Below are 24,531 nucleotides of genomic sequence, written 5' to 3' on the forward strand. Positions count from 1 at the left end.
AGCGGGCGGTTCCGGGCGCGCAGGTTGCGTGCCGAGCCTGGGTCGGGGAATGGCGCCCTCGGCCGCACATACGGCGTCATGTCGGCAGGCGACACGCCCGGAGCCGGCACGCATCGGCGGTCAAGCGCAACGTGCGCCGGCAGGTCGAACGCCGCCACTGCCGCACCGCCCCCGGACGGCGCTTCGCCTGCCGGGACCGTCGCTTTGAAAGTCCGCGCAAGCCGCGTGCAGCACGATGACGGTGAAAGCGGACGGCAGCGGATGCCGATGCGACAGGCGGCCTCCACCACATCGGCGCCGCGGGCGGAACGCGCTGCCGCCTTGGACGTCATCCGGCTGGTCGTCCTGGGCCTGCGGACCCGTGCCCCTGGGTGAGCAGCAAGGCGGCCGACCCTTCAGGTGAGCGGCCACAGGGGCCTGCGGCCAGGCGGCAGGTGGCCTCCACCACACCGGCGCCGCGGGCGGAGCGCGCTGCCGCCTTCGACGTCATCCGGTTGGTCGCCCGGGGCCTGGGCACCTGTGCCCCAGCGTAAGCAGCAAGGCGGCCGACCCTCCAGGTGAGCGGCCACAGGGGCCTGCGGCGAGGCGGCGGGCGGCCTCCACCTCACCGGAGCCGCGGGCGGAACGCGCTGCCGCCTTGGACGTCATCCGGCTGGTCGTCCTGGGCCTGCGCACCCGTGCCCCTGGGTGAGCAGCAAGGCGGCCGACCCTTCAGGTGAGCGGCCACAGGGGCCTGCGGCCAGGCGGAGGGCGGCCACCACCGCACCGGCGCCGCGGGCGGAGCGCGCTGCCGCCGGGACGCGGCATGTCCGTCCGTCAATGCCCCCGCGGCGCGCGGGCGGCGAGGTGGCGGTGGAGCGTCGAGCGGTGGATGCCGAGGCGGCGGGCAGCCTCGGAGACATTGCCGCCGCAGGCGGCGAGCGCGGCATCCATGGCCGCGCGCGTGACCGTGCCGAGGTCGCCTCCCGTCATCGGCAGCGCGGCGACGGCGCGCGCCGGCAGGGGCACGGCGGGGCGGATGTCGGCGGGAAGGGCATCCACGTCGACCCGCTCGCCCGGCTCGGCCAGCGCCTGCAGCACCCGCAGCACGCCCACCAGTTGGCGGAAATTGCCCGGCCAGTCATGGGCCGCGAGGGCCGCACGACATTCGGTCGACAGCACCGGAACCTCGGCCGTGCCGGCACCGGTCTGGACCCACAGCCGGTCCACCAGCGCCTCCCGGTCGGCGAGGCTGCGGACGGTGGGCAACGCAACGGTGTACTGGGCGATGCGGAAATACAGGTCGGCGCGGAATGCCCCCTGCTCCACCAGCCCCTTGAGATCGCGGTGGGAGGCGCAGACGAGGGCGAAGTCCACCGGCACCGCGCGCCCGCCGCCCAGCGGCGTCACCTCCCGCTCCTGCAGCACGCGCAGCAGTCGGCTCTGGAGCGACAGCGGCATGTCGCCGATCTCATCGAGGAACAGCACGCCCCCGTCCGCCTCGCGCAGCACGCCCTTGAAGCCGGCCCGGCGCGCCCCGGTGAAGGCGCCTTCCTCGTAGCCGAACAGCTCGGATTCGATGAGCCCCTCCGGCAGGGCGGCGCAGTTCACGGCGGCGAACGGCTGACCGGCGCGCGGGCCGCGCCGGTGCATCTGCCGCGCGAACACCTCCTTGCCGACCCCGGTCTCGCCCTGGATCAGCACCGGCACCCCCGCCGTCATCAGGCGGATGGCGCGGCCGAGGTCCTTCTCGCTGGCGGGATCGAAGCACGGCCCGTCCGCCACCACCGGGCGCGGCGCGGCAGCCTCCTCCCGCACGGGGGCGGCGGGGATGACGGCGCGTGCGGGGCTCCGGGCGGGAACCGCAGGCGCGCCCTGCCGCTCAAGGCGCATCACCATGTCGCCACGGCTGGTGCGCACCCGGCGCGCCTCCCCCGGCCGGCCGAGGCTGCCCTCGAACAGGTCGCCGAAGCGGCGCGCCGTCAGCGCGTCCCAGCCGAGGCCCAGCAAAGCGAGGCCGGGCCGGTTGGCGGCGACGAGGCGATATTCGTCGAATACGAGGATGCCCTCGCGCACTGTGCCGAGGAAGCTCGGGTCGGCGTGGAACCGCACCAGGTTGCCGCCGGGAAAGGCGCCCTCGAACATGCGGTGCTCCACCTGCTCCACCGCCAGTTCCACCAGCGCCAGCGCGTGCAGTTGCTCCGCCGCCGCCGGCCCGGACAGGTCGATCAGCCCCACCAGCGCGCCGAACGGATCATGGATGGGCGCGGCGGCGCAGGTGAGGATGCCGTGGGCCTCCGCATAATGCTCGGCGCCGCGCACCTCCACCGCCCGCCGCTCCACCAGCGCGGTGCCGATGGCGTTGGTGCCGGTGGCGGCCTCGCTCCAGCTGACGCCGGGGCGCAGCGCCACCTTTGCCGCGCGGTCGGCGAAATCCACGCTGCCGACGGTATCGAGCACGAGGCCGTCGGGATCGGTGAGGATGACGATGCTGTCGGCGGCGCGGGCGGCGGCATGCAGCGGCTCCAAAGCAGGGCGGCACAGCCGGCGCAGCGCCTCATGGCGCTCGCGCTGGGCGGCAAGCTCACGCTCGGTCAGCGGCTCGGCCCGCGGCACGCCCGCGAACGGCAGCCCGCGCGCGGCGCAGCGCGTCCACGAGCGCAGGATCGGCTGCGCCAGCGCGTCCTCGGCCACGGGGGCACCCGAGAAGAAACGGCGCCGGGCGGAAAGGATCGCCTCCGGCGGGGCGCGCGACGGCTCGACGGGCATCTTCCTCCCTCGCCTGGCTCTCTCCCTGCGACGCTGTCGCGTCCTGCGACAGGTGTCGCAGCTCTTGTTCTTTATCGCGTCAGTCTCGCACGAATATTCGACCGGCGTCCAGCCGGCTCCGGATCGAGGCTTCCGGCGATCCTTCAAAGCTCTTGGCTACCAGCATCTTGCCGCGCTGCAAATAAACTTGTGGCGGCGCACCGCAAGAGCTGGCACGACCTCTGCAAACCTCCCTGTCACCCGCAACGGGAGGAAACAATGAACATTCCCGCCTTCATGCCCGGCCAGCACGTGTCGCCCTTCAAGGCGCGCTACGGCAACTTCATCAACGGCACCTTCGTCGAGCCGGTGAACGGCCGCTATTTCGAGAACATCTCCCCCATCACCGGCAAGGTGATCTGCGAGGTCGCCCGCTCCGACGAGCATGACATCGAGCGCGCGCTCGACGCCGCCCACGCCGCCCGCAAGGCCTGGGGCCGCACCTCGGCCGCCGAGCGCTCCGGCGTGCTGCTGAAGATCGCCGACCGCATGGAGGCGAACCTCGACCTGCTCGCCCGCGCCGAGACCTGGGACAACGGCAAGCCCATCCGCGAGACCACCGCCGCCGACATCCCGCTCGCCATCGACCACTTCCGCTATTTCGCCGCCTGCGTGCGCTCGCAGGAAGGCGCGCTCTCCGAGATCGACCACGACACCATCGCCTACCACTACCACGAGCCCCTCGGCGTGGTCGGCCAGATCATCCCGTGGAACTTCCCGATCCTGATGGCGGCGTGGAAGCTGGCGCCGGCGCTGGCGGCGGGCAATTGCGTGGTGCTGAAGCCCGCCGAGCAGACCCCGGCCGGCATCCTCGTGTTCGCCGAGCTGATCGCCGACCTGCTGCCCCCCGGCGTGCTGAACATCGTCAACGGCTTCGGCCTGGAGGCCGGCAAGCCGCTCGCTTCCTCCACCCGCATCGCCAAGATCGCCTTCACCGGCGAGACCGGCACCGGCCGGCTCATCATGGGCTATGCCTCGCAGAACCTCATTCCGGTCACGCTGGAGCTGGGCGGCAAGTCGCCGAACATCTTCTTCGGCGACGTGGCCGCCGAGGACGACGACTTCCTCGACAAGGCGGTGGAGGGCTTCGTCATGTTCGCCCTCAACCAGGGCGAGGTGTGCACCTGTCCCAGCCGCGCTCTGGTGCAGGAGAACATCTTCGACAAGTTCATGGAGAAGGCGCTGGCCCGCGTCGCCGCCATCAAGCAGGGCTCGCCGCTCGATCCCTCCACCATGATCGGCGCGCAGGCCTCCTCGGAGCAGCTGCACAAGATCCTCAGCTACATCGACATCGGCCGGGCCGAGGGCGCGCAGGTGCTCGCCGGCGGCGAGCGCAACGTGCTGGAGGGCGATCTCTCGGAAGGCTTCTACGTGAAGCCCACCGTGTTCCTCGGCAAGAACAACATGCGCATCTTCCAGGAGGAGATCTTCGGCCCTGTGGTGTCCGTGACCACCTTCAAGGACGAGGACGAGGCCCTCTCCATCGCCAATGACACGCTGTTCGGCCTCGGCGCCGGCGTGTGGACCCGCGACGGCTCGCGCGCCTACCGCATGGGCCGCGCCATCGAGGCGGGCCGGGTGTGGACCAACTGCTACCACGCCTATCCCGCCCACGCGGCCTTCGGCGGCTACAAGCAGTCCGGCATCGGCCGCGAGACCCACAAGATGATGCTCGACCACTACCAGCAGACCAAGAACCTGCTGGTGAGCTACTCGCCGAAGAAGCTCGGCTTCTTCTGAGGCCAGCCTCCGGGCACCGCATCACCGCCGGCCCAACCCGGCCGGCGGGACTTTCGCCCGCAGGGGCGTGCTCCTTGCCCTCCCGGGGGCAGTGAGCCGGGGACGGCGTTCGCGCGCGGGGCGCGGACGGGCTGCCAACCCGGGCGGTCGCCTCGCCCGGAGCCTGTCATGGCCGTCCCCGGCCTTTTTGTTCTCCCATCTGGTCAGCAACGGAGGTCCGACAGCCATGCGCGTGCCCGCAGGCCCGCTTCCCCCGGGCCTGCGGCGTCGGCCGCGTCGGCCGGCCTCTGCCGGCGTCGGAAGCGTCAGCGCGACGGGGCGCTCACCAGCGCGAGCAGCCCCGTGAGGAGGTCCAGCGGCGTCGGCGGACAGCCGGGGATCTTCAGGTCCACCGGCACGATGGCCTCGGCGCCGCCCGCGACGGCATAGCTGCCGGCGAAGACGCCGCCGCTGATGGCGCAATCACCCACCGCCACCACCCATTTCGGGGCGGGGGTGGCGTCGTAGGTGCGCTTCAGCGCCTCCGCCATGTTCTTCGCCACCGGCCCGGTCACCATCAGCACGTCCGCATGGCGCGGCGAGGCGACGAACCTGAGCCCGAAGCGCTCCAGGTCGTAGAAGGCATTGCCCAGCGCGTGCATCTCCAGCTCGCAGCCGTTGCACGAGCCCGCATCCACCGCGCGGATGGAAAGGCTGCGGCCGAGCCGGGCGCGGGAGGCCGCGTCCAGCTCGCGCGCCAGCGCCTCCACCTTGCCCGCATCCGGGCCGGCTTCGGTGAGCGGGGGCAAGAGCCCCTTCAGCAGCAGCTTGCGCATGGCCGGCCCCTAGAGATCCACGCCCGAGTAGGAGCAGTTGAAGGATTTGTTGCACAAGGGAAAATCGGCGACGATGTTGCCCTCGATGGCGACCTCCAGCAGCGGCCACTGGAACCAGGAGGGATCGCGCAGGTGGGCGCGCGTCACCCGCCCGTCCGGCCCCAGCGCCACGAAGGCGAGCACGTCGCCGCGGAAGCCCTCCACCACCGCAAGTCCTTCGCCGGGTTGCCCCTCGCCGGTCCCCCCGGGCACCTCCGCCGCCACCGGACCGACCGGCAGCGTGTCGAGCAGGCGGACGATGAGGCCGAGGCTCTCCTCCACCTCGCGGATGCGCACCCAGATGCGGGCGTTCACATCGCCCTCGGTGCGCAGCGCCACCTCGAACGGCAGCCGGTCGTAGGGCGGATAGGGCAGACTCCGCCGGGCATCGAAGGCGCGGCCCGAGGCCCGGCCGACGAAGCCGCCGGCGGCGAAGCGGCAGACATGCCCGGCAGCCACCATGCCCGTGCCCACCGTGCGATCCTGCAGGGAGGCGGTGTTGTCGTAGAGCTCCACCAGCGCCGGGAAGGCGGCGCGCACCTGCGCCACCAGCGCGCGGATGGCCGTTGCGCCCTCGGGCGCGAGATCGGCCGCGACACCGCCCGGCACCACCTTGTCCATCATCAGGCGGTGGCCGAAGGCGTGGGCGGCGACGCGGAGCACCCGCTCGCGCAACACGCCGCAATGGGCCAGCATCAATGCGAAGGCGGCGTCGTTGCAGATGGCGCCGATGTCGCCGAGGTGGTTGGCGAGGCGCTCCAGCTCTGCCATCACGCCGCGCAGCGCATGGGCGCGCTCGGGCACGGCAACGCCCAGCGCCGCCTCGGTCGCGCGGGCGAAGGCGAGCGCATAGGCCACCGTGCTGTCGCCACAGATGCGCCCGGCGAGCCGGGCCGCGCGGGCAAGGTCGGCGCCGGCCATCAGCCCCTCGACGCCCTTGTGGACATATCCGAGCCGCTCCTCCAGCCGCACCACCGTCTCGCCGTGGCAGGAAAAGCGGAAATGGCCGGGCTCGATGATGCCGGCATGGACCGGACCGACCGGGATCTGGTGCAGTCCGTCCCCCTCCGCCGGGAGGAAGGGATAGCTGACGCCGTCCGCCGGCGCGGGGGCGGCGGCGCCGAGCGGATGGTTGACGCCCCAGCGGCCGTGGTCGAGCCAGGGGCGCGGATCAGGCGCGCCCTCGGCCACGAGGCCGAACAGGTCGCAGGCCGCGCGCTCCGGCCGGGCGGCCGGCGCATGGTGCCGCGCCACCGAGGGAAAGGTGCCGTCGGGCGCGGCAAGGCTCGCAACGGCCAGCCCGCCACCCGAGGGATCGAGCAGCGCCAGATCCACCCGCGCGCCTTGGGACCCACCCACGCCCCACAGGCCGGCGAGGGAGAGATCGCCGGCGGCGAGCAGGGCGATGAGACCCTCCCATTCCGCCGCGCTGACTTCGGCGCGCGGCCAGGGGCGGCAGTGGCCGGTCCGGCCGCGGGCGACGAGCTGTCGGAAGCGCTCCATGGCCTGCTCCTAGCCGAGAAACGCCGCCACCTGGCGGAGCCAGTCCACCAGCGGCGGGGGCAGATAGAGGCCGGCCACCAGCACCAGCGCCAGATGGAGCCCGAGCGGCAGCCACAGGGCCAGCGCGCTTCCCCGCGCCGGGGTGGCACCCGGCACCGGGTCCGGCGGCGCCCCGAAGGCGATGCCCGACAACTTCAGCAGCAGGCCGCCGAACGCCAGCAGCAGCCCCGCCACCAGAGGCACGGCGAGCAGCGGCATCCGGCCGAAGGTGGCGCCCACCAGCAGGAACTCGCTCAGGAACATGCCGCCCGGCGGCAGGCCGGCCACGGCCAGAACCGCCGCCACCAGCCCCCAGCCCAGCGCCGGATCGGAGGTGGTGAGGCCGCGGATGTCGGCGAGGCGCTGCGTGCCCTTCGCCTGGCAGGCGCTGCCCACCGCGAAGAACACGGCGGACTTGCCGAGGCTGTGCATGGCCACGTGCAGCAGGCCGGCGAAACTGGCGAGCGGCCCGCCCAGCCCGAAGGCGAAGGCGATGAGGCCCATGTGCTCGATGGAGGAATAGGCGAACAGGCGCTTGATGTCCCGCCGCCGGTAGAGCACCACGCCGGCCAGCAGCAGCGAGGCAAGGCCCATGGCCATCATCAGCGGCCCCGGGGCGATGGCGCCGGGATGGGCCACCAGCAGCAGCTTGAACCGCAGCACCGCCAAGAGCGCCACGTTCAGCAGCAGGCCGGAGAGGATGGCGGAGACCGGCGTCGGCCCCTCGGCATGGGCATCGGGCAGCCACGCCTGCAGCGGCACGAGGCCCACCTTGGTGCCGTAGCCCAGCAGCAGGAACACGAAGGCGACGTTGAGCAGCGCCGGGTCGAGATCGCCCGCGTGCGTCATCAGCACGGACCAGATCATGCCGTCCGGCCCCTCGCCCACCACCGGCTGGGCGGCCATGTAGACGAGGATGGTGCCGAACAGGGCGAGCGCGATGCCGACGCTGCCCAGCATGAAATACTTCCACGCCGCCTCCATGGCCGCCTCGGTGCGGTAGAGCCCCACCATGACCACGCTGGAGAGCGTCGCCACCTCGATGGCCACCCACATCACCCCGAGATTGTTGGAGACGAGCGCGAGGTTCATCGCCCCCAGCAGCACCTGGAAGCCGGCGTGGTAGAAGCGCAGGTTGGCCGCCGTGAGCCGCCCGGTGGTCAGCTCATGGGCCACGTAGCGGGCGCTGAACAGGCTGGTGGTGAGAGCGACGAAGCTGTTCAGCACCACGAACAGCACGTTGAGGTCGTCGGCGATCAAGAGCGGCCCGGCCCCGCGCGGCGCGGCGGCAAGGGCGAGCGCGCAGCCGAAGACGCCGGCCGAGGCCGCAACGTTCAGCGTGGCGGCGAGGCGCCATGCCGGCAGCAGCACCAGCACCACCGCCGCGGCGGCGGAGAGCGCCGGCACCAGCCCGGCGAGGAGCGGCGCGCCGGTCATGCCTGCCCTCCCCGGAAGCGGTCGAGGGTGTCCACGTCCACGGTGTCGAACCGCTCACGGATGCGGAACAGGAAGATGCCGATGACGATGAAGGCGATGAGCACCGAGAAGGCGACGGATATCTCCACCACCAGCGGCATGCCACGCGCCCCGGCGGCGGCGAGGATGAGCCCGTTCTCCAGCGACATGAAGCCCACCACCTGGCTCACCGCATTGCGCCGCGTCACCATCATCAGCAGGCCGAGCAGCACCACCGAGAGGGCGAAGGCGAGATCCTCGCGGGCAAGGGCATCGGCGGCGGCGGTGGCCTTGAGCATCACCACCATGGACAACGCCACCAGCGCGATGCCGGCCAGCATGGTGGGGCCGATGGAGACCACCGTCTCCACCTGCCGGTGGATGCCGAGCCGGGCCACCATCCGGTGCAGCGCCACCGGGATCACCAGCGCCTTGAACACCAGCGCGATCAGCGCCGTGACGTAGAGGTGCGGCGCATCCTGCGCGAACGCCTGCCACGCCACCGAGGCGGCGAGCACCACCGCGTGCAGGGCGAACACGTTCAAGAGCGCGTAGAGCCGGTCCTGGTAGAGCAGCAGGAAGCTCACCAGCACCAGCGCCCCGGCGAGCAGGTGCGCCACATCGAACAGCAGGGCGGGGGAGAGGGCGCGCTCCATGGCTAAAGGATCCGCGACACGAAGAGGAGGAGCGTCGCCAGCAGCCCGAGCATCAGCGCGGCGCCGAGGAAATCCGGCACGCGGAACACGCGCATCTTGGCAATCGAGGTCTCGAACACCGCGAGCAGCAGCGCGCCGGCCCCGAGCTTGGCGAGATAGCTCGCCGCCCCCACCGCGAAGCCGGCCACCCCGGCGCCGGGCGGAGCGATGCCCCAGGGCGTGAACACGCAGGCCACCAGCGACAGGAACAGCAGCAGCCGCAGGTGGGCGGACAGCTCGATGAGCGCGAGGTGGCGGCCGGAATATTCCAGCACCATGGCCTCGTGCACCATGGTCAGCTCCAGATGGGTGGCGGGATTGTCCACCGGGATGCGCCCGTTCTCGGCCACCGCCACCATCAGCAGAGACACCAGTGCCAGCGCCAGCGACACGCGCAGCCCCACGCCGGACTGGAACACGGCCGCGACCGTGGAGAGCTGGGTGGAGCGCGCCACCAGCGCCAGCGTGAACACGATCATGATCATGGCCGGCTCGGCGAGGGTGGAGATCATCATCTCCCGGCTCGATCCGATGCCGCCGAAGCTGGTCCCGCTGTCCATGCCGGCCAGCGCCAGGAAGAAGCGCGCGCTGCCCAGCAAGGCGGTGATGGCGATGAGGTCGGCGGTCCAGGAGAAGACGAGGCCGGTGGCGAAGGTGGGCACCAGCGCCGCCGCCACCCAGGTGGCCGCGAACACGAGATAGGGCACCGCGCGGAACAAGGGCGAGGTGTCCGCCCCCACCACCGCCTCCTTGCGCAGGAGGCGGGCGAGATCGCGATAGGGCTGGAGCACGCTCGCCCCGCGCCGGCGCAGAAGGCGCGCCTTCGCCTTGCGCACCACGCCGGTGAGCAGCGGGGCGAGGGCCAGGACGAGGAGCATCTGCCCGCCCTGGACGAGGAGATCCACCGTCAGGTCCATAGGGCGAGCACCGCGAGCAGCAGCACCAGCGCGCCGAAGACCAGCGCGAGATACTGGCGGATGGTGAGATATTGCACCCGGTTCGCCCGCTCGGCGACGGCTTCCACCGCGCGGGCCAGCGGCGTGAACAGGAAGGCCCAGGCCGGATCACGCTCTGTGAGCGTGAGCCGCGCGGGGGAGAGATCGCCGGGAGGCGGCATCTCCACCTGCTCGCGCGCGGCGAACAGGCGTCGGGCGAACACCCGGCGGATGGGCTGGGCGAAGGACGAGGCGGAATATTGCGTCGCCGGGCTCGGGTCCGGAAAGCCGCAGTCCCAGGCCGGGGCGCGGCGCACCGCGCGGGAGGCGAGGCGGTGGATGGCGGCGGCAGCCAGCAGCGCCGACAGGGCGATGAACGCCAGCACCAGCAGGCCGTTGTAGGAGCTGCGGCTCTCCGCCACCGGGATGATGGAGAGCCAGGCCACCCCGCTCTGCGGCGGCATCCGCGCGCCGACGAGGGAGGCCACCGCCGGCTGGAGCGTGTCGATGACGAAGCCGGGCAGCACCCCGGCCAGCACGCACACGCCGACCAGAAGCACCATGGCGGCGCGGGAGGCGCCGTCCACCTCCTGCGCGCTGGCGGCGGCTGCGGTGCGCGGCCGGCCGAGGAACACGATGCCGTAGAGCCGCACGAAGCAGGCGGCCGCCAGCGCCGCCGCCAGGGCGAGCAGCGCTCCCGCCGCCGGCACCAGCAGCTTCAGGCCCCACACCGGCAGGTCCGGGCTGAGCAGGATGGCCTGGAACACCAGCCATTCGGAGGCAAAGCCGTTCAGCGGCGGCAGGGCCGAGATGGCGGCCGCGCCCACCAGCATGGCAAGGCCGGTCACCGGCATCCGCTTCAACAGCCCGCCGAGCGCATCCATCCGCCGCGTGCCGGTGGCGGTGAGCACCGCGCCGGCGCCGAAGAACAGCAGGCTCTTCATGGCCGCATGATTGAACACATGGAACAGCGCGGCGGTGAGCGCCAGCGCCGCCGCGCCCGGAAACCCGTTGGCGGAGAAGGCGAGCGCGAGGCCGAGGCCGACGAAGATGAGGCCGATGTTCTCGATGGTGCTGTAGGCGAGCACGCGCTTGATGTCGTCCTGCAGCAGCGCCTGCAGCACGCCCATGACCGCCGCGATGGCCCCCGCGGCCAGCACCGGGATGCCCCACCACCAGTCGGGTGCGCCGAGCAGGTCGAACACGATGCGCACGAAGCCGTAGACCGCCACCTTGGTCATCACCGCGCTCATGAGCGCGGAGACGTGGCTCGGCGCGGCGGGATGGGCGAGCGGCAGCCACACGTGCAGCGGCACGAGGCCGGCCTTGGACCCGGCGCCCATCAGCGCCAGCGCCAGCACCAGCGCGGCGGCCGCGCCTTCCGGCGGGCTGGCGCGCATGGCATCGAAGGCGAGACCCCCGCCGGAGCCGGACGCGAGCAGGGTGAACACCAGCATCAGCGCCAGCGTGCCGAACGCCGCCATGACGAGATAGACATAGCCCGCCCGCACGTTCTGCGGCTCGCGATCGTGCGCCACCACAAGCGCGAACGAGGCGAGGGACATGAATTCCCAGCCGAAGAGAAAGCCGAACGCATCGTCCGCCAGAGGCACCGCGTTCATGCCGGCGAGGAACGCGGGGAAGAAGGGCAGCACGCGGCCGGGCGCGTGCTCGTGCCGGCCGTAGCCGAGGCCGTAGAGGCAGGCCGCCGCGCCGCCGAGATTGATGACGGCGAGGAACACGGCGGAAAGCGCATCGAGCCGCAGCCGCAGGCCGATCCACGGCACGCCGAGCGGCAGCACCAGCCCCTGCGGCTCGCCGGGGATGGCGGCGAGCGCAACGAGGCCGGCGGCGAGCGCGATCACCCCGCTCGCGCCATAGACCAGCGGCCGTCCGAGACGACCGCGGGCCGTCACCGCTCCCAGCGCCGCCACGATGAGCTGCGCGACGATGGCCCCGGCGAGCAGGACCAGGGCCAGGCCAAGGGGAAGCTGGGAGGACAGCGGCGCCTCGGGCACGGCTCAGTCCTCCGGCACCGGGGGCCGCGGGATCTCGCGCAGCCGGACGCCGCGACCGCCGCCATCGCTGACGGCACCCTCGGCGATCAGCTCGATGCCCGACGCCTCCAGCGCGCCCACGAGCTTCACGAGCGAATCCACATTGCCGCGAATGACGCCGTCGCTCGCCTCCATCCGCTGGATGGTGGGCAGCGACAGGCCGGACAAGGCCGCGAGCCCTCGCTGGTCGAGGCCGAGAAGGGCGCGCGCGGCGCGCAGCTGGGCGGCGGTGATCATGACGCGGACGGCACCAAGCGAAGGTATCCTGAGCGTGATTTCTCCTATGTAGCACATGCTAAGTCAGATTTGAAGCATTATTTATGATGTTTTATACATCATTGGTCTCATCCTTCGGGCGGCGGGCGCGTTCGGCGAGGGGCAGACCGCCCGCCGATCGGGCAGCTCGGGGCTGCCCGATCGTGCCCCGTGCGAGGGCCGCCCGCGCGCCATGTCTGGCCGGATCGGTGGCGTCTGCCGCTTGCAGGTCTCGGACGCGGCCCGCTCCGAAGGGAGGCAGAGAGGGAGGAGAGCGCGAGCGCGCGGTCGCACGATCGTCGACCGGGCAGGCAGCGCGCATCGCCGGTGGCCGGGAGGTTGCCCGCAGGGCACCGGAGAACGAGCGGCGACGAGGGAGCGGCGGCGCATGGATGCGGACCGGACGCTTCGCCCGGACCGGAGCGCCCGACCCCGGCGGAACGCGCGCGGGGTCAGCGCGCGTGAATGGACGGCGCACGGCAGGCGGCACGATCGCCGCGCGATGCGGAGGGAGGCGCCTGTGCCGCGCGAGGTGCGATAGGCGTTCCGGAAGGACGGCAGGGCCCGGGGGACCGCGAGCACCTGTCCCCGGCCATCCGCCAGACGGAGCCGGCAGGGCGCCGCCGACGCTGTGACGAAGCCGACATGCGTCGAGACCGGCAGGGGCGCGCACGGCGGGCGCCCCGCCCGGGCCGCCAAGGGGCGCCGGGCGGGGGTGCGCGATCAGGCCTCGCGGATATCCGCGGCGGCGCGGGCGAGGATCTCGACGATGCGCGTCTCGGCCCCGCGGTTCGCCTCCAGCTTCTGCTGGCTGGTCTCGCGCAGGTTCTCGAGCGCGGCCTCAACGAGGCGCGGCAGATCGTTCCCGGCCTCGGAGCCGGCCTCGCCCCACCCCATCCAGCGGCGCACCCGGCCCATCTTCTCGCCCACCTGCGCGAGACGGCCGAGGATGGCATCCGCCAGATCGCGGTTTTCCGACAGATAGACGCGGCCGTCCTCGGTGATGGCGTAGCGCTTCTTGGACCCCTCGGCCTCGGCGGTCACATAGCCCGCCTCCTCCAGGAAGGTGAGGGTGGGATAGACCACCCCGGGGCTGGGGGAATACCAGCCGGCGGTCTTCTCCTCGATCAGCTTGATGATCTCGTAGCCGTGGCGCGGCTGCTCGGCGATGAGCGCGAGGGCGAGCAGCTTTAGGTCGCCCTGCGCCCACATGCGGCCCATGCGGAACATGTCGCCGCCGCCGCGCCCGCCGCGTCCGCCACCGCCACCGCCCCGCGCGCCGCCCCAATCGCCCCGGCCGGCGCCGGCCGCGTGATGCATCTCGTTCCGGTCTTTCCAGCATCCGAACATGGATCGCCTCCTGCGATATGTCGTACGATATGTTACGAACACTATATCGTTCGATATATCTGCCGTTCAAGAGGCGGCGTTCAGGATTCCTGAAGGCGCCCTGCCCCATATGGAGCGGGGCATTGCCGATGGGAGCGCGACCATGGCCATGAGCGATGACGACCGGGCGGCCCGCGCCGCCCACGCCCTGCGCGCAGCCACCGCGCCACAGGTGGCGGCTGCCGCCGACGCCTGGCTGGCGCGGCTCGCCCATGAGCGGCGGCTCTCGGCCAAGACGCTGGAGGCCTATGCCCGCGATCTGGCGGTGGTGAACCTGCGCCTCACCGACCATCTCGGCCGCCGGCCCGATCTTGCCGACCTCGCGGCGCTCACCCCGGCGGACGTGCGCGCGGTTCTCGCCTCCCGCCGGGCCGAAGGCGTCGCCCCGCGCACGCTGGTCCGGCTGCTGGCGGCGGCGCGTTCGTTCGGCCGCCATCTGGAGCGCGAGGGCCTCGGCAGGATGGGCGCGCTCGCCGCCGTGCGGGCGCCCAAGGTGCCCGCCGGCCTGCCCAAGCCGCTGCCCATCGCCGCCGCGCGCGCCATGACCGACCCCGCCAGCCGGGCCGGCGAGGCGCGCGAGCCGTGGGTGCTGGCGCGCGACGCCGCGGTCATCTCCCTGCTGTACGGCGCCGGCCTGCGCATCTCGGAGGCCCTTGGCCTCTCTCCCCGCGACGTTCCGGCCGATGCGGAGCAGATCACCGTCACCGGCAAGGGCCGCAAGACGCGCATGGTGCCGCTGATCGCCCCGGTGCGCGCCGCCATCGCCGAGTATCGTGCCCTGTGCCCGCACGCCCTGCCGGCGGAGGGCCCGCTGTTCCGCGGGGCGAAGGGCGGGCCGCTCTCCCCGCGCATCGTGCAGCTGGCGGTCGAGCGGATGCGCGGCGCGCTCGGCCTGCCGGACAGCGCCACGCCCCATGCGCTGCGCCATTCCTTCGCCACCCACCTGCTCTCGCGCGGCGGCGAGATCCGCGCCATCCAGGAACTGCTGGGGCACGCCTCCCTCTCCACCACGCAGATCTACACGCAGGTGGACGCTGCCGCCCTCATGGCGGCCTATCGCGCCGCCCACCCGCGCGCCAGCCTGCCGCGCCCTGCCGGGACACGGGAGCCGGGCTGAGCCGGCCCGAGCCCTCGCGGCAGGGAGCGGCATCGCCGGCCGGGATCACGTATCCTGCGCCACGCCACGGGCGAGCGATCCCAACAGGTCGAGCGCGCCCCCGTTTTCCAACCCGAGGTGCGCCCATGACCCCGCCACCAACGCCGGTCCGCCCCGTGATCGAGCACCTGTCGGTGACCACCGTGGACCTCGCCCGCGCCGTCCGCTTCTATGATGCGGTGCTGGCGCCGCTCGGCCTGGTGCGCGTGGCCGATTATGACGAGCCGGAAGGCGCCTCCGCCTGCTGGGGACCGCCCGGCACGCTGCCGGCGCCGGAGGGGGCGCCAGGTGCGGCCCCGTTCTGGGTGCAGCTTCGCGAGGGGCCGGTGGCGCCGCCCGCGGGCACCCATATCGCCTTCTGCGCGCCGGACGCCGCGGCGGTGGCGGCCTTCCACGCGGCAGGGCTCGCGACAGGCGGCAGCGACCATGGCGCGCCCGGCCTGCGGCCGCAGTATGGCCCCGGCTATTTCGCCGCCTTCCTGATGGACCCGGACGGCTGGCGGATCGAGGCCGTGACCTACCTCTGAGGGCGAGGCGGAGCATCCACGCCCGGCGAGCCGAGGCTCAGCCGGGAGACCCCGACGGGATGGGAGGATTTCCAGGCCCGGTGGCGTGGCGGAGCGCATTGGCCCGCCGCGGCCCGTGCGGGCATCACAGAACGCACGCCGCCTCCGGGGGCGCACGCACGGGCGCGGCCGCTGCGATGACCCGCCGCCGCGCGGAACAGTCCGGCAAAGCCCCGCGCCCGTCACGGCACCAAGATGCCGCCGATACGGCGCGGCGCTGCGGCCCCGCTCAAGGGTGCGCGCGATCGTGATGAGAGGAAGCGATGGAGCCGCTTCCCGCCGGCGCGGCGGCGTGGCTCAATGCCGGTGTTCCGGACATCCGGGCGCGGAGTGTGGCGGCAAGCCGGCGCATCCCCCGCGTGGACATCGGGACCTCCGACGCCCCCGACCCGTGGTCGGGGGCTTCTTTTTTGCCAGATCGGCGCGTTGCGCCAAGCTCACATGAAGGCCCCAGAAGGCCCCACGCCGGCCTGCACGGCCGGCGCGTGTCCCGAAGTGATCTCCCGAAGGCGTCCGGCCGCGCGGGCCGGACCGGCCATCACATGTGGATGGCGCGCTTCTCCACGGCCATGGCCGCCTCCTTTACCGCCTCGGAGCGGGTGGGGTGGGCGTGGCAGGTGCGGGCGAGGTCCTCGGACGAGCCGCCGAACTCCATCAGCACCGCCGCCTCGTGGATCATCTCGCCGGCCTCGGGGCCGATGATGTGGGCGCCCAGCACCTTGTCGGTGGCGGCGTCGGCGAGGATCTTCACGAAGCCGTCCGTGGTGTTGTTCACCTTGGTGCGGCCGTTGGCGGTGAAGGGGAACTTGCCGACCTTGTAGGCGATGCCCGCGGCCTTCAGCTCTTCCTCGGTCTTGCCCACCGAGGCGACCTCCGGGAAGGTGTAGACCACGCCCGGGATCACGTCGTAGTTCACGTGCCCGGCCTTGCCAGCCAGCAGCTCCGCCAGCGCCACGCCCTCGTCCTCGGCCTTGTGGGCGAGCATCGGGCCCACGATCACGTCGCCGATGGCGTAGATGCCCGGCACGTTGGTGGCGAAGTGGTGGTCGGTGACCACGCGGCCGCGCGCGTCCTTGGCGACGCCCGCCTCCTCCAGCCCGAGGCCGGCGGTGTAGGGAATGCGGCCGATGGCGACCAGCACCACGTCGGCCTCGATCACCTCAGCGGCGCCGCCGGCGGCCGGCTCCACCGACACCTTCAGGGTCTTGCCCTTGGTGTCGACGCCGGTGACCTTGGTGCCCAGCTTGAAGGCGAAGCCCTGCTTGTCGAGGATGCGCTGGAAGCTCTTGGCCACCTCGCCGTCCATGCCGGGCAGGATGCGGTCGAGGAATTCCACCACGGTGACCTGGGCGCCGAGGCGCCGCCACACCGAGCCGAGCTCGAGGCCGATGACGCCCGCGCCGACCACCACCAGCTTGCCCGGAACCTTGGGCAGCTTCAGCGCGCCGGTGGAGGAGACGATGCGCTCCTCGTCGATGGCGACGCCCGGCAGCGGAGCGACGTCCGAGCCGGTGGCGATGACGATGTTCTTCGTCTCCAGCACCTCGACCTTGCCGTCGGCGTTCAGGGTGACTTCCACCTTGCCGGTGCCGAGGATCTTGCCGGCGCCCATGTAGACGTCGATCTTGTTCTTCTTCAGCAGGAACTCGACGCCCTTGACGTTGCCGTCCACGCCCTTGTCCTTGAAGGCGAGCATGGCGGGCAGGTCGAGCTTGGGCGCAGGCACGCCGATGCCCATCTCGGCGAACTTGTGGCCCGCCTCCTCGAACAGCTCGGAGGCGTAGAGCAGCGCCTTGGACGGGATGCAGCCCACGTTCAGGCAGGTGCCGCCATGGGTGCCGCGCTTCTCCACCACCGCGACCTTGAGGCCGAGCTGGGCCGCGCGGATGGCGCACACATAGCCGCCGGGGCCGGTGCCGATGACGATGAGATCGTAGGACATCGATAAAGTCTCCAGACCTCAACCAAAGCCGCTGTCCGCAACCCGGACCGCATCCGTCACGATACCGGCCGACCGGCTCCAATCGAGGTGATGTGGGCTGCCTTCAGCCCGGAAAGAGGTGCCGGCGGGAACCGGCAGACAGGCAAAGGGGGAGCCTTCGGGCTCCCCCTCAGATCCTCACAGATCCAGCACGAGGCGCGCGGGATCTTCCAGGGTTTCCTTCACGCGCACCAGGAAGGTCACGGCCTCGCGGCCATCGACGATGCGGTGGTCGTAGGAGAGGGCGAGGTACATCATCGGGCGGATCACGATCTGACCCTTGACCACCACCGGGCGCTCCTCGATGCGGTGCATGCCGAGGATGCCCGACTGCGGCGCGTTGAGGATGGGGGTGGACATCAGCGAGCCGTAGATGCCGCCGTTGGTGATGGTGAAGGTGCCGCCCTGCATCTCATCGATGCCGAGCTTGCCGTCGCGCGCCTTCTTGCCGAAGCCGGCGATCTGCTTCTCGATGTCGGAGACGGAGAGCTGGTCGGCGTCACGCACCACCGGGACCACGAGGCCCTTCTCGGTGCCCACCGCGATGCCGATGTTGTAGTAGTTCTTGTAGACGATGTCCTGGCCGTCGATCTCGGCGTTGACCGCCGGAAGATCCTTCAGCGCCGCGATCACCGCCTTGGTGAAGAAGCCCATGAAGCCGAGCTTGGTGCCGTGCTTCTTCTCGAACGCATCCTTGAACTGGCTACGCAGGCTCATCACCGCGGTCATGTCCACGTCGTTGAACGTGGTGAGCATGGCGGCGGTGTTCTGGGCGTCCTTCAGGCGGCGCGCGATGGTCTGGCGCAGCTTGGTCATCTTCACCCGCTCCTCGCGGGCGGCGTCCACCGGCGCGGAGGGCGCGCGGACGGCGACCGGGGCCGGAGCGGCGGAGGCGCCGGCGGCGATGGCGGCCAGCATGTCCCCCTTGGTGACGCGGCCGTCCTTGCCGGAGCCGGCGACACCGGCGGGGCTGACACCGCTCTCGGCGGCGAGGCGGGCCACGGCCGGGCCGTTGGCGCCACCGGCCACGGGGGCGGCGGGAGCAGCGGCAGGCGCGGGCGCCGGAGCGGCGGCGGGAGCAGGCGCGGCAGCGGCGGCCGGGGCCGCGGCGGCACCCTCGCCGGCGGCGATGGCGCCGAGGAGCGCGCCGACACCCACGGTGTCACCGTCCTTGGCGATGATCTCCGACAGGACGCCGGACGCCGGGGCGGGCACCTCGACCGTGACCTTGTCGGTCTCGAGCTCCACGATGGGCTCGTCGGCCTTCACGGCCTCGCCGGGCTTCTTGAACCACTTGCCGATGGTGGCCTCGGTAACGGACTCGCCCAGGGTGGGCACGCGGATCTCGGTCGTCATTGCGTTCGCCCCCTTCAGGGGCCTCCCTTAATTTTGGGCTCGGCCCGGACGGTGCGCCCGGGCCTGGATGAGCGACAGAATGGGCATCACACGATAGGCGAAGCCCAGGTCCGCCCGGATGACGGGATCGTCCGCGGTGAGGCTGGTCGCTTCAGCCTCGTCCGCCACCTCCACCAGCGCCATGCCCCAGATGCCCGACGGGTCCGCCACCGGGCCTACCGCGAGGGCGAGGCCGAGATCGGCCTGGCCCTGCCAGTAGGCGCCGTGGGCGGCCATCGCGTCCATCTCCGCCGCGGTCGCATCCTGCGGGAAGCTGGCGCGCGGCGGTTCGAGGCGCAGGAGGAAGTGGGCCACGGCCGTGTCTCTCCTGGATCAGCCGAGGGCTTCGTCGAGGAAGGCCTTGAGCTGGGCCAGGTGCTTCGACATGAGCCCGGTGGCCGTGGCCGCGGAGGCCGGACGGCCCGCGTAACGCGGCCGCCGGGCGGCGCCGCCGGCCTGCTCCAGCACCCACTCCAGGTAGGGCTGCACGAACGACCAGGACCCCTGGTTCTTCGGCTCTTCCTGGCACCAGACCACCTCGGCGTTCTTGAAGCGGCCGATCTCCTGCACCAGCGTCTTGAGCGGGAACGGATAGAGCTGCTCCACGCGCATCAGGTAGACGTCGTTGACGCCGCGCTTCTCGCGCTCCTCCAGCAGGTCGTAATAGACCTTGCCCGAGCACAGCACGACGCGCCGCACCTTGTCGTCCGCCACCAGCTTGATGGCGTTCTGGTCGGGATGCGACTGGGCATCGTCCCACAGCACGCGATGGAACGAGGTGCCGGCCACCAGCTCCGACAGGCTGGACACCGCCCGCTTGTGACGCAGCAGCGACTTGGGCGTCATCAGCACAAGCGGCTTGCGGAACTCCCGGTTCATCTGCCGGCGCAGGATGTGGAAGTAGTTGGCCGGGGTGGTGACGTTGGCCACCTGCATGTTGTCCTCGGCGCAGAGCTGCAGGTAGCGCTCGAGGCGGGCGGAGGAGTGCTCCGGACCCTGGCCCTCATAGCCGTGCGGCAGCAGGCAGACGAGGCCGGACATGCGCAGCCACTTGCGCTCGCCCGAGGAGATGAACTGGTCGAACACCACCTGCGCGCCGTTGGCGAAATCGCCGAACTGCGCCTCCCAGAGCACCAGCGTGTTGGGCTCGGAGAGGGTGTAGCCATACTCGAAGCCGAGCACCGCCTCCTCCGAGAGCATCGAGTTGATGACCTCGTACTTGGCCTGGGTCTCGGAGAGGTGGTTGTAGGGCTTGTAGCGGGCCTCGGTATCCTGGTCGAGCAGCACCGAATGGCGCTGCGAGAAGGTGCCGCGCTCCACGTCCTGGCCCGACAGGCGGACCGGGTGGCCTTCCAGCATCAGCGAGCAGAAGGCCAGCGCCTCGCCGGTCGCCCAGTCGATGCCGACGCCGTCCTCGATCGCCTTCTTGCGGTTGTCGAGGAAGCGCTGGATGGTGCGGTGGACCTTGAAGCCCTCCGGCACGGCGGTGATCTTCTCGCCGATGGCCTTCAGGGTGTCGACCGCGACGCCGGTGTTGCCGCGGCGCGGATCGTCATCCTCCTGCGCCGCCTTGAAGCCGGCCCAGCGGCCGTCCAGCCAGTCCGCCTTGTTGGGCTTGTAGGCCTGGCCGGCCTCGTGCTCGGCCTCCAGGCGCTCGCGCCAGGCGTTGCGCATGGTGTCCACCTCGCCGGCGGTCACCACGTTCTCGCTCTCGAGCTTCTTGGTGTAGAGCTCGAGCACGCTCGGGTGCTGGCGGATCACCTTGTACATCTTCGGCTGGGTGAACGCCGGCTCGTCGCCCTCGTTGTGGCCGAAGCGACGGTAGCAGAACATGTCGATGACCACCGGCTTGTGGAAGCGCTGGCGGAACTCGATCGCCACCTTGGCGCAGAACACCACCGATTCCGGGTCGTCGCCGTTGCAGTGGAAGATCGGCGCCTCGATCATCTTCGCCACGTCCGACGGATACGGCGAGGAGCGCGAGTAGCGCGGATTGGTAGTGAAGCCGATCTGGTTGTTGATGATGAAGTGCACCGAGCCGCCGGTGCGGTGGCCCTTCAGGCCGGAGAGGCCGAGGCACTCGGCCACCACGCCCTGGCCGGCGAAGGCGGCGTCGCCGTGGAGGATCAGCGGGAGCACCTTCACGCGCTCGGTGTCGCCCCACTGGTCCTGCTTGGCGCGCACCTTGCCGAGCACCACGGGATCGACGATCTCGAGGTGGGACGGGTTGGCGGTCAGCGAGAGGTGGACCTTGTTGTGGTCGAACTCGCGGTCGGACGAGGCGCCGAGGTGGTACTTCACGTCGCCCGAGCCTTCCACGTCGTCGGGGGCCCAGGAGCCGCCCTTGAACTCGTGGAACAGCGCGCGGTGCGGCTTGCCCATCACCTGGGTCAGCACGTTGAGGCGGCCGCGGTGGGCCATGCCCAGCACGATCTCCTTCAGACCGAGGTTGCCGCCGCGCTTGATGATCTGCTCCAGCGCCGGGATCAGGCTCTCGCCGCCGTCGAGGCCGAAGCGCTTGGTGCCGGTGTACTTGACGTCGAGGAACTTCTCGAAGCCCTCGGCCTCCACCAGCTTGTTGAGGATGGCGCGCTTGCCCTCGCGGGTGAAGGTCACCTCCTTGTCGGGACCCTCGATGCGCTCCTGGATCCAGGCCTTCTCCTCGGGCGAGGAGATGTGCATGAACTCGACGCCCACCGACGAGCAGTAGGTGCGGCGCAGGATCGTCACCATCTGGCGGACGGTGGCGAACTCCATGCCCAGCACGTGGTCGATGAAGATCTTGCGGTCGAGGTCGGCCTCGTAGAAGCCGTAGGAGGCCGGATCAAGCTCGGGCGCCTCGCGGGGGGGCGTCAGACCGAGCGGGTCGAGGTTGGCATGCAGATGGCCACGCATGCGGTAGGCGCGGATCATCATCAGCGCCTTGACGCTGTCGCGCGTGGCCTGCTGCACCTCGGTGGCGGAGAACTCGACGCCGGCCTTCTGCGCCTTGGCCTTCACCTTCTCGCCGATGGCCTTCTCGACCTCGATCCACTGGCCGTCCATGGCCGAGACCAGCTCGCCATTGGCGTGCACCGGCCAGTTCGGCTTCTTCCAGGAGGCGCCGCGGGCGTTCTGGACGACCTGATTGGGATCATCCTTCAGCGCGGCGAAGAAATTCTGCCACTCGGGCGTCACCGCGCTCGGGTCGGCCTCGTAGCGGGCGTAGAGATCCTCGATCCAGGCGGCATTGGCGCCATAGAGGAAGGAGGTATTCAGGAAAAGGTCGTTCTGTTCCGCGCGCGACATGGGCTTCTTCCCGGATGGTCGATGGCGCCTCTCTTTCCTTCAGCGCATTTCGCGAGGAAATTGAAGCCCCGAAGACCGCTCGTCTGCCACAAATCCGGCGTCCGGCGGTGCCGGGCGCCCTTTCACCGCTGCGAGGCTCGTGGCGGCCTTCGGCAACGGTGCTCGACAACCATGAGATGGGATGCGCCGCCCACGTCCGGTAGGGCGTGGCGGCGCATACCCGAACCGCGCTCGCCAGTCGCCGAATTTCATGGCGAAATTGCGCGGAATGTGCCGATTTGGCGGCCGCCCCTCCCCCTACGAAAGGAGAGGGGCGCCGTCCGCTCAGCCCTTGAGCACTTCGACGAGGGTCTTGCCGAGGCGCGCGGGGGAGGGAGACACGCGGATGCCCGCCGCCTCCATGGCCGCGATCTTGTCCTCGGCGCCGCCCTTGCCGCCGGAGATGATGGCGCCCGCATGGCCCATGCGGCGGCCGGGAGGCGCCGTGCGGCCGGCGATGAAGCCCACCATCGGCTTCTTGCGGCCCTTCTTCGCCTCGTCGGCGATGAACTGCGCCGCGTCCTCCTCCGCCGAGCCGCCGATCTCGCCGATCATGATGATCGATTCGGTCTTCGGGTCGGCCAGGAACAGCTCCAGCACGTCGATGAACTCGGTGCCCTTCACCGGGTCGCCGCCGATGCCCACCGCCGAGGTCTGGCCGAGGCCTTCCTGGGTGGTCTGGAACACCGCCTCATAGGTCAGCGTGCCGGAGCGCGAGACCACGCCCACCGAGCCGGTCTTGAAGATGTTCGCCGGCATGATGCCGATCTTCGACTGGCCGGCGGTGACGATGCCGGGGCAGTTGGGGCCGACGAGCCGCGACTTGGAGCCCGACAGCGCCCGCTTCACCTTCACCATGTCCAGCACCGGGATGCCCTCGGTGATGCAGACGATGAGCGGGATCTCCGCGTCGATGGCTTCCAGGATGGCGTCCGCCGCGCCCGGAGGCGGCACGTAGATCACCGAGGCGTCGGCGCCGGTGGCCTCCTTGGCTTCCAGCACGGTGTCGAACACCGGCAGGCCGAGGTGGGTGGTGCCGCCCTTGCCGGGGGAGGTGCCGCCGACCATCTTGGTGCCGTAGGCGATTGCCTGCTGGGCGTGGAACGTGCCGTTCTTGCCGGTGAAGCCCTGGGTGATGACCTTGGTGTTGACGTCGATGAGCACGGACATCACGCGGCATCCTTCTTCACGGCGGCCACGATCTTCTGCGCCGCATCGTCCAGATCGTCGGCAGGGATCACGTTCAGACCGCTCTCGCGGATGATCTTCTTGCCTTCTTCCACATTGGTGCCCTCGAGGCGCACCACGAGGGGCACCTGGAGCCCCACCGCCTTCACCGCCGCCAGCACGCCGTTGGCGATGACGTCGCACTTCATGATGCCGCCGAAGATGTTCACGAGGATGCCCTTCACGTTGGGATCCGCGGTGATGATCTTGAACGCCGCGGTCACCTTCTCCTCGTTGGCGCCGCCGCCCACGTCGAGGAAGTTGGCCGGGCTCTCGCCGTACAGCTGGATGATGTCGAGGGTCGCCATGGCAAGGCCGGCGCCGTTGACCATGCAGCCGATGGTGCCGTCGAGGGCGATGTAGGCGAGGTCGTACTTGGACGCCTCGATCTCCTTCTCGTCCTCTTCCGTCAGGTCGCGCAGCTCGGAGAGCTCGGGGTGGCGGAACAGGGAGTTGGAATCGAACGACACCTTGGCGTCGAGCACGCGCAGCTGGCCGTCCTTGGTGACGATCAGCGGGTTGATCTCGAGCATGGCCATGTCGGTGGCGGTGAAGGCGGTGTAGAGCACCTCGGTCAGCTTGCCCGCCTGCTTGGCGAGGTCGCCGGTGAGGCCGAGGGCCTTGGCCACCTTGCGGCCGTGGAAGCCTTCCACGCCGGACACCGGATCCACCGAGAAGGTGATGATCTTCTCAGGGGTCTTGTGAGCCACTTCCTCGATGTCCATGCCACCCTCGGTGGACACGACGAAGGCGACGCGCGAGGTCTCGCGGTCCACCAGCAGCGAGAGGTAGAATTCCTTCTCGATGTCGGAGCCGTCCTCGAGGTACAGGCGGTTCACCTGCTTGCCGGCGGGGCCGGTCTGCACGGTCACGAGGGTGTTGCCGAGCATCTGGGAGACGAATTCCTTCACCTCCTCGATGGACTTGGCGAGGCGCACGCCGCCCTTCTCGCCGGCAGCGGCTTCCTTGAACTTGCCCTTGCCGCGACCGCCGGCATGGATCTGGGACTTCACGACCCAGAGCGGACCGCCCAGCTCCTTGGCGGCAGCCTCGGCTTCCTCGACCTTGAGCACGGGCACGCCGCGCGAGACCGGCGCACCGTATTTCTTCAGGAGCGCCTTGGCCTGGTACTCGTGAATATTCATCTCTGCGTCCCTCAGGGTTGCGAAA

At 70.9% G+C, this 24,531-nt stretch carries 18 protein-coding genes; 3 read left to right on the top strand and 15 right to left on the bottom strand.

Annotated elements, in window-relative coordinates:
- Positions 1–816 precede the first annotated feature (816 nt).
- A complete protein-coding gene (locus V5F49_RS09225; RefSeq protein ID WP_394118142.1) occupies positions 817–2,748 on the bottom strand; it encodes a sigma-54-dependent Fis family transcriptional regulator in 1,932 nt (643 codons plus the stop codon).
- A gap of 258 nt (positions 2,749–3,006) precedes the next feature.
- Between V5F49_RS09225 and adh the strand changes: the two genes are divergently transcribed.
- Complete coding sequence (adh, locus tag V5F49_RS09230) at positions 3,007–4,527, top strand: aldehyde dehydrogenase (protein ID WP_394118143.1); 1,521 nt, start codon at positions 3,007–3,009, stop codon at positions 4,525–4,527.
- A gap of 305 nt (positions 4,528–4,832) precedes the next feature.
- Here adh and V5F49_RS09235 read toward each other — a convergent pair whose 3' ends face one another.
- From V5F49_RS09235 to V5F49_RS09270, 8 genes are all read right to left on the bottom strand, one after another.
- Positions 4,833–5,342, bottom strand: a complete 510-nt coding sequence (locus tag V5F49_RS09235) for an NADH-quinone oxidoreductase subunit B family protein (protein WP_394118144.1) — start codon at positions 5,340–5,342, stop codon at positions 4,833–4,835.
- A gap of 9 nt (positions 5,343–5,351) precedes the next feature.
- Positions 5,352–6,884, bottom strand: a complete 1,533-nt coding sequence (locus V5F49_RS09240) for a hydrogenase large subunit (protein ID WP_394118145.1) — start codon at positions 6,882–6,884, stop codon at positions 5,352–5,354.
- A 9-nt stretch (positions 6,885–6,893) separates the two neighbouring features.
- Positions 6,894–8,360: a hydrogenase 4 subunit F gene (locus tag V5F49_RS09245; protein WP_394118146.1), complete on the bottom strand. Its 1,467-nt coding sequence runs from the start codon at positions 8,358–8,360 to the stop codon at positions 6,894–6,896.
- Entirely contained in the window at positions 8,357–9,034 is a 678-nt protein-coding gene (locus V5F49_RS09250; RefSeq protein ID WP_394118147.1) for a hydrogenase-4 component E, read from the bottom strand. Before V5F49_RS09250 ends, V5F49_RS09245 begins: the two co-directional genes overlap by 4 nt.
- Positions 9,035–9,036: 2 nt before the next feature.
- Positions 9,037–9,990, bottom strand: a complete 954-nt coding sequence (locus V5F49_RS09255; RefSeq protein WP_394118148.1) for a respiratory chain complex I subunit 1 family protein — start codon at positions 9,988–9,990, stop codon at positions 9,037–9,039.
- Positions 9,981–12,026, bottom strand: coding sequence for a hydrogenase 4 subunit B (gene hyfB, locus V5F49_RS09260; protein WP_394118149.1), 2,046 nt, complete (start codon positions 12,024–12,026; stop codon positions 9,981–9,983). Before hyfB ends, V5F49_RS09255 begins: the two co-directional genes overlap by 10 nt.
- A 3-nt stretch (positions 12,027–12,029) precedes the next feature.
- Positions 12,030–12,302 carry a helix-turn-helix domain-containing protein gene (locus V5F49_RS09265; protein ID WP_394118150.1) on the bottom strand — a complete coding sequence of 91 codons (273 nt, stop codon included), beginning with the start codon at positions 12,300–12,302 and terminating at the stop codon, positions 12,030–12,032.
- Between the two features lie 741 nt (positions 12,303–13,043).
- A complete protein-coding gene (locus V5F49_RS09270; RefSeq protein WP_394118158.1) occupies positions 13,044–13,640 on the bottom strand; it encodes a PadR family transcriptional regulator in 597 nt (198 codons plus the stop codon).
- A 172-nt stretch (positions 13,641–13,812) separates the two neighbouring features.
- Between V5F49_RS09270 and V5F49_RS09275 the strand changes: the two genes are divergently transcribed.
- Positions 13,813–14,826, top strand: a complete 1,014-nt coding sequence (locus V5F49_RS09275) for a tyrosine recombinase XerC (protein ID WP_394118151.1) — start codon at positions 13,813–13,815, stop codon at positions 14,824–14,826.
- A gap of 125 nt (positions 14,827–14,951) precedes the next feature.
- Positions 14,952–15,392, top strand: coding sequence for a VOC family protein (locus V5F49_RS09280; RefSeq protein ID WP_394118152.1), 441 nt, complete (start codon positions 14,952–14,954; stop codon positions 15,390–15,392).
- Between the two features lie 577 nt (positions 15,393–15,969).
- Here the strand turns inward: V5F49_RS09280 and lpdA are convergent.
- The 6 genes from lpdA to sucC all read right to left on the bottom strand — a co-directional run bounded on the left by lpdA (position 15,970) and on the right by sucC (position 24,506).
- The gene (gene lpdA, locus V5F49_RS09285) at positions 15,970–17,373 is read right to left on the bottom strand and encodes a dihydrolipoyl dehydrogenase (RefSeq protein WP_394118153.1); all 1,404 of its coding nucleotides are present in this window, start codon (positions 17,371–17,373) and stop codon (positions 15,970–15,972) included.
- Between the two features lie 177 nt (positions 17,374–17,550).
- Positions 17,551–18,768 (bottom strand): 2-oxoglutarate dehydrogenase complex dihydrolipoyllysine-residue succinyltransferase, encoded by a 1,218-nt coding sequence (gene odhB / locus V5F49_RS09290; protein WP_394118154.1) that lies wholly within the window; start codon positions 18,766–18,768, stop codon positions 17,551–17,553.
- Between the two features lie 27 nt (positions 18,769–18,795).
- Complete coding sequence (locus V5F49_RS09295) at positions 18,796–19,122, bottom strand: YciI family protein (protein WP_394118155.1); 327 nt, start codon at positions 19,120–19,122, stop codon at positions 18,796–18,798.
- Positions 19,123–19,140: 18 nt separating this feature from the next.
- On the bottom strand, positions 19,141–22,095 hold the full coding sequence (locus V5F49_RS09300; protein ID WP_394118156.1) for a 2-oxoglutarate dehydrogenase E1 component: 2,955 nt from the start codon (positions 22,093–22,095) through the stop codon (positions 19,141–19,143).
- Between the two features lie 324 nt (positions 22,096–22,419).
- Positions 22,420–23,304: a succinate--CoA ligase subunit alpha gene (sucD, locus tag V5F49_RS09305; RefSeq protein ID WP_509210766.1), complete on the bottom strand. Its 885-nt coding sequence runs from the start codon at positions 23,302–23,304 to the stop codon at positions 22,420–22,422.
- The gene (sucC, locus tag V5F49_RS09310) at positions 23,304–24,506 is read right to left on the bottom strand and encodes an ADP-forming succinate--CoA ligase subunit beta (RefSeq protein ID WP_509210767.1); all 1,203 of its coding nucleotides are present in this window, start codon (positions 24,504–24,506) and stop codon (positions 23,304–23,306) included. Before sucC ends, sucD begins: the two co-directional genes overlap by 1 nt.
- Positions 24,507–24,531 lie beyond the last annotated feature (25 nt).

Origin of the sequence: Xanthobacter lutulentifluminis, assembly GCF_043194675.2 — a bacterium.
Lineage (GTDB): Bacteria > Pseudomonadota > Alphaproteobacteria > Rhizobiales > Xanthobacteraceae > Xanthobacter.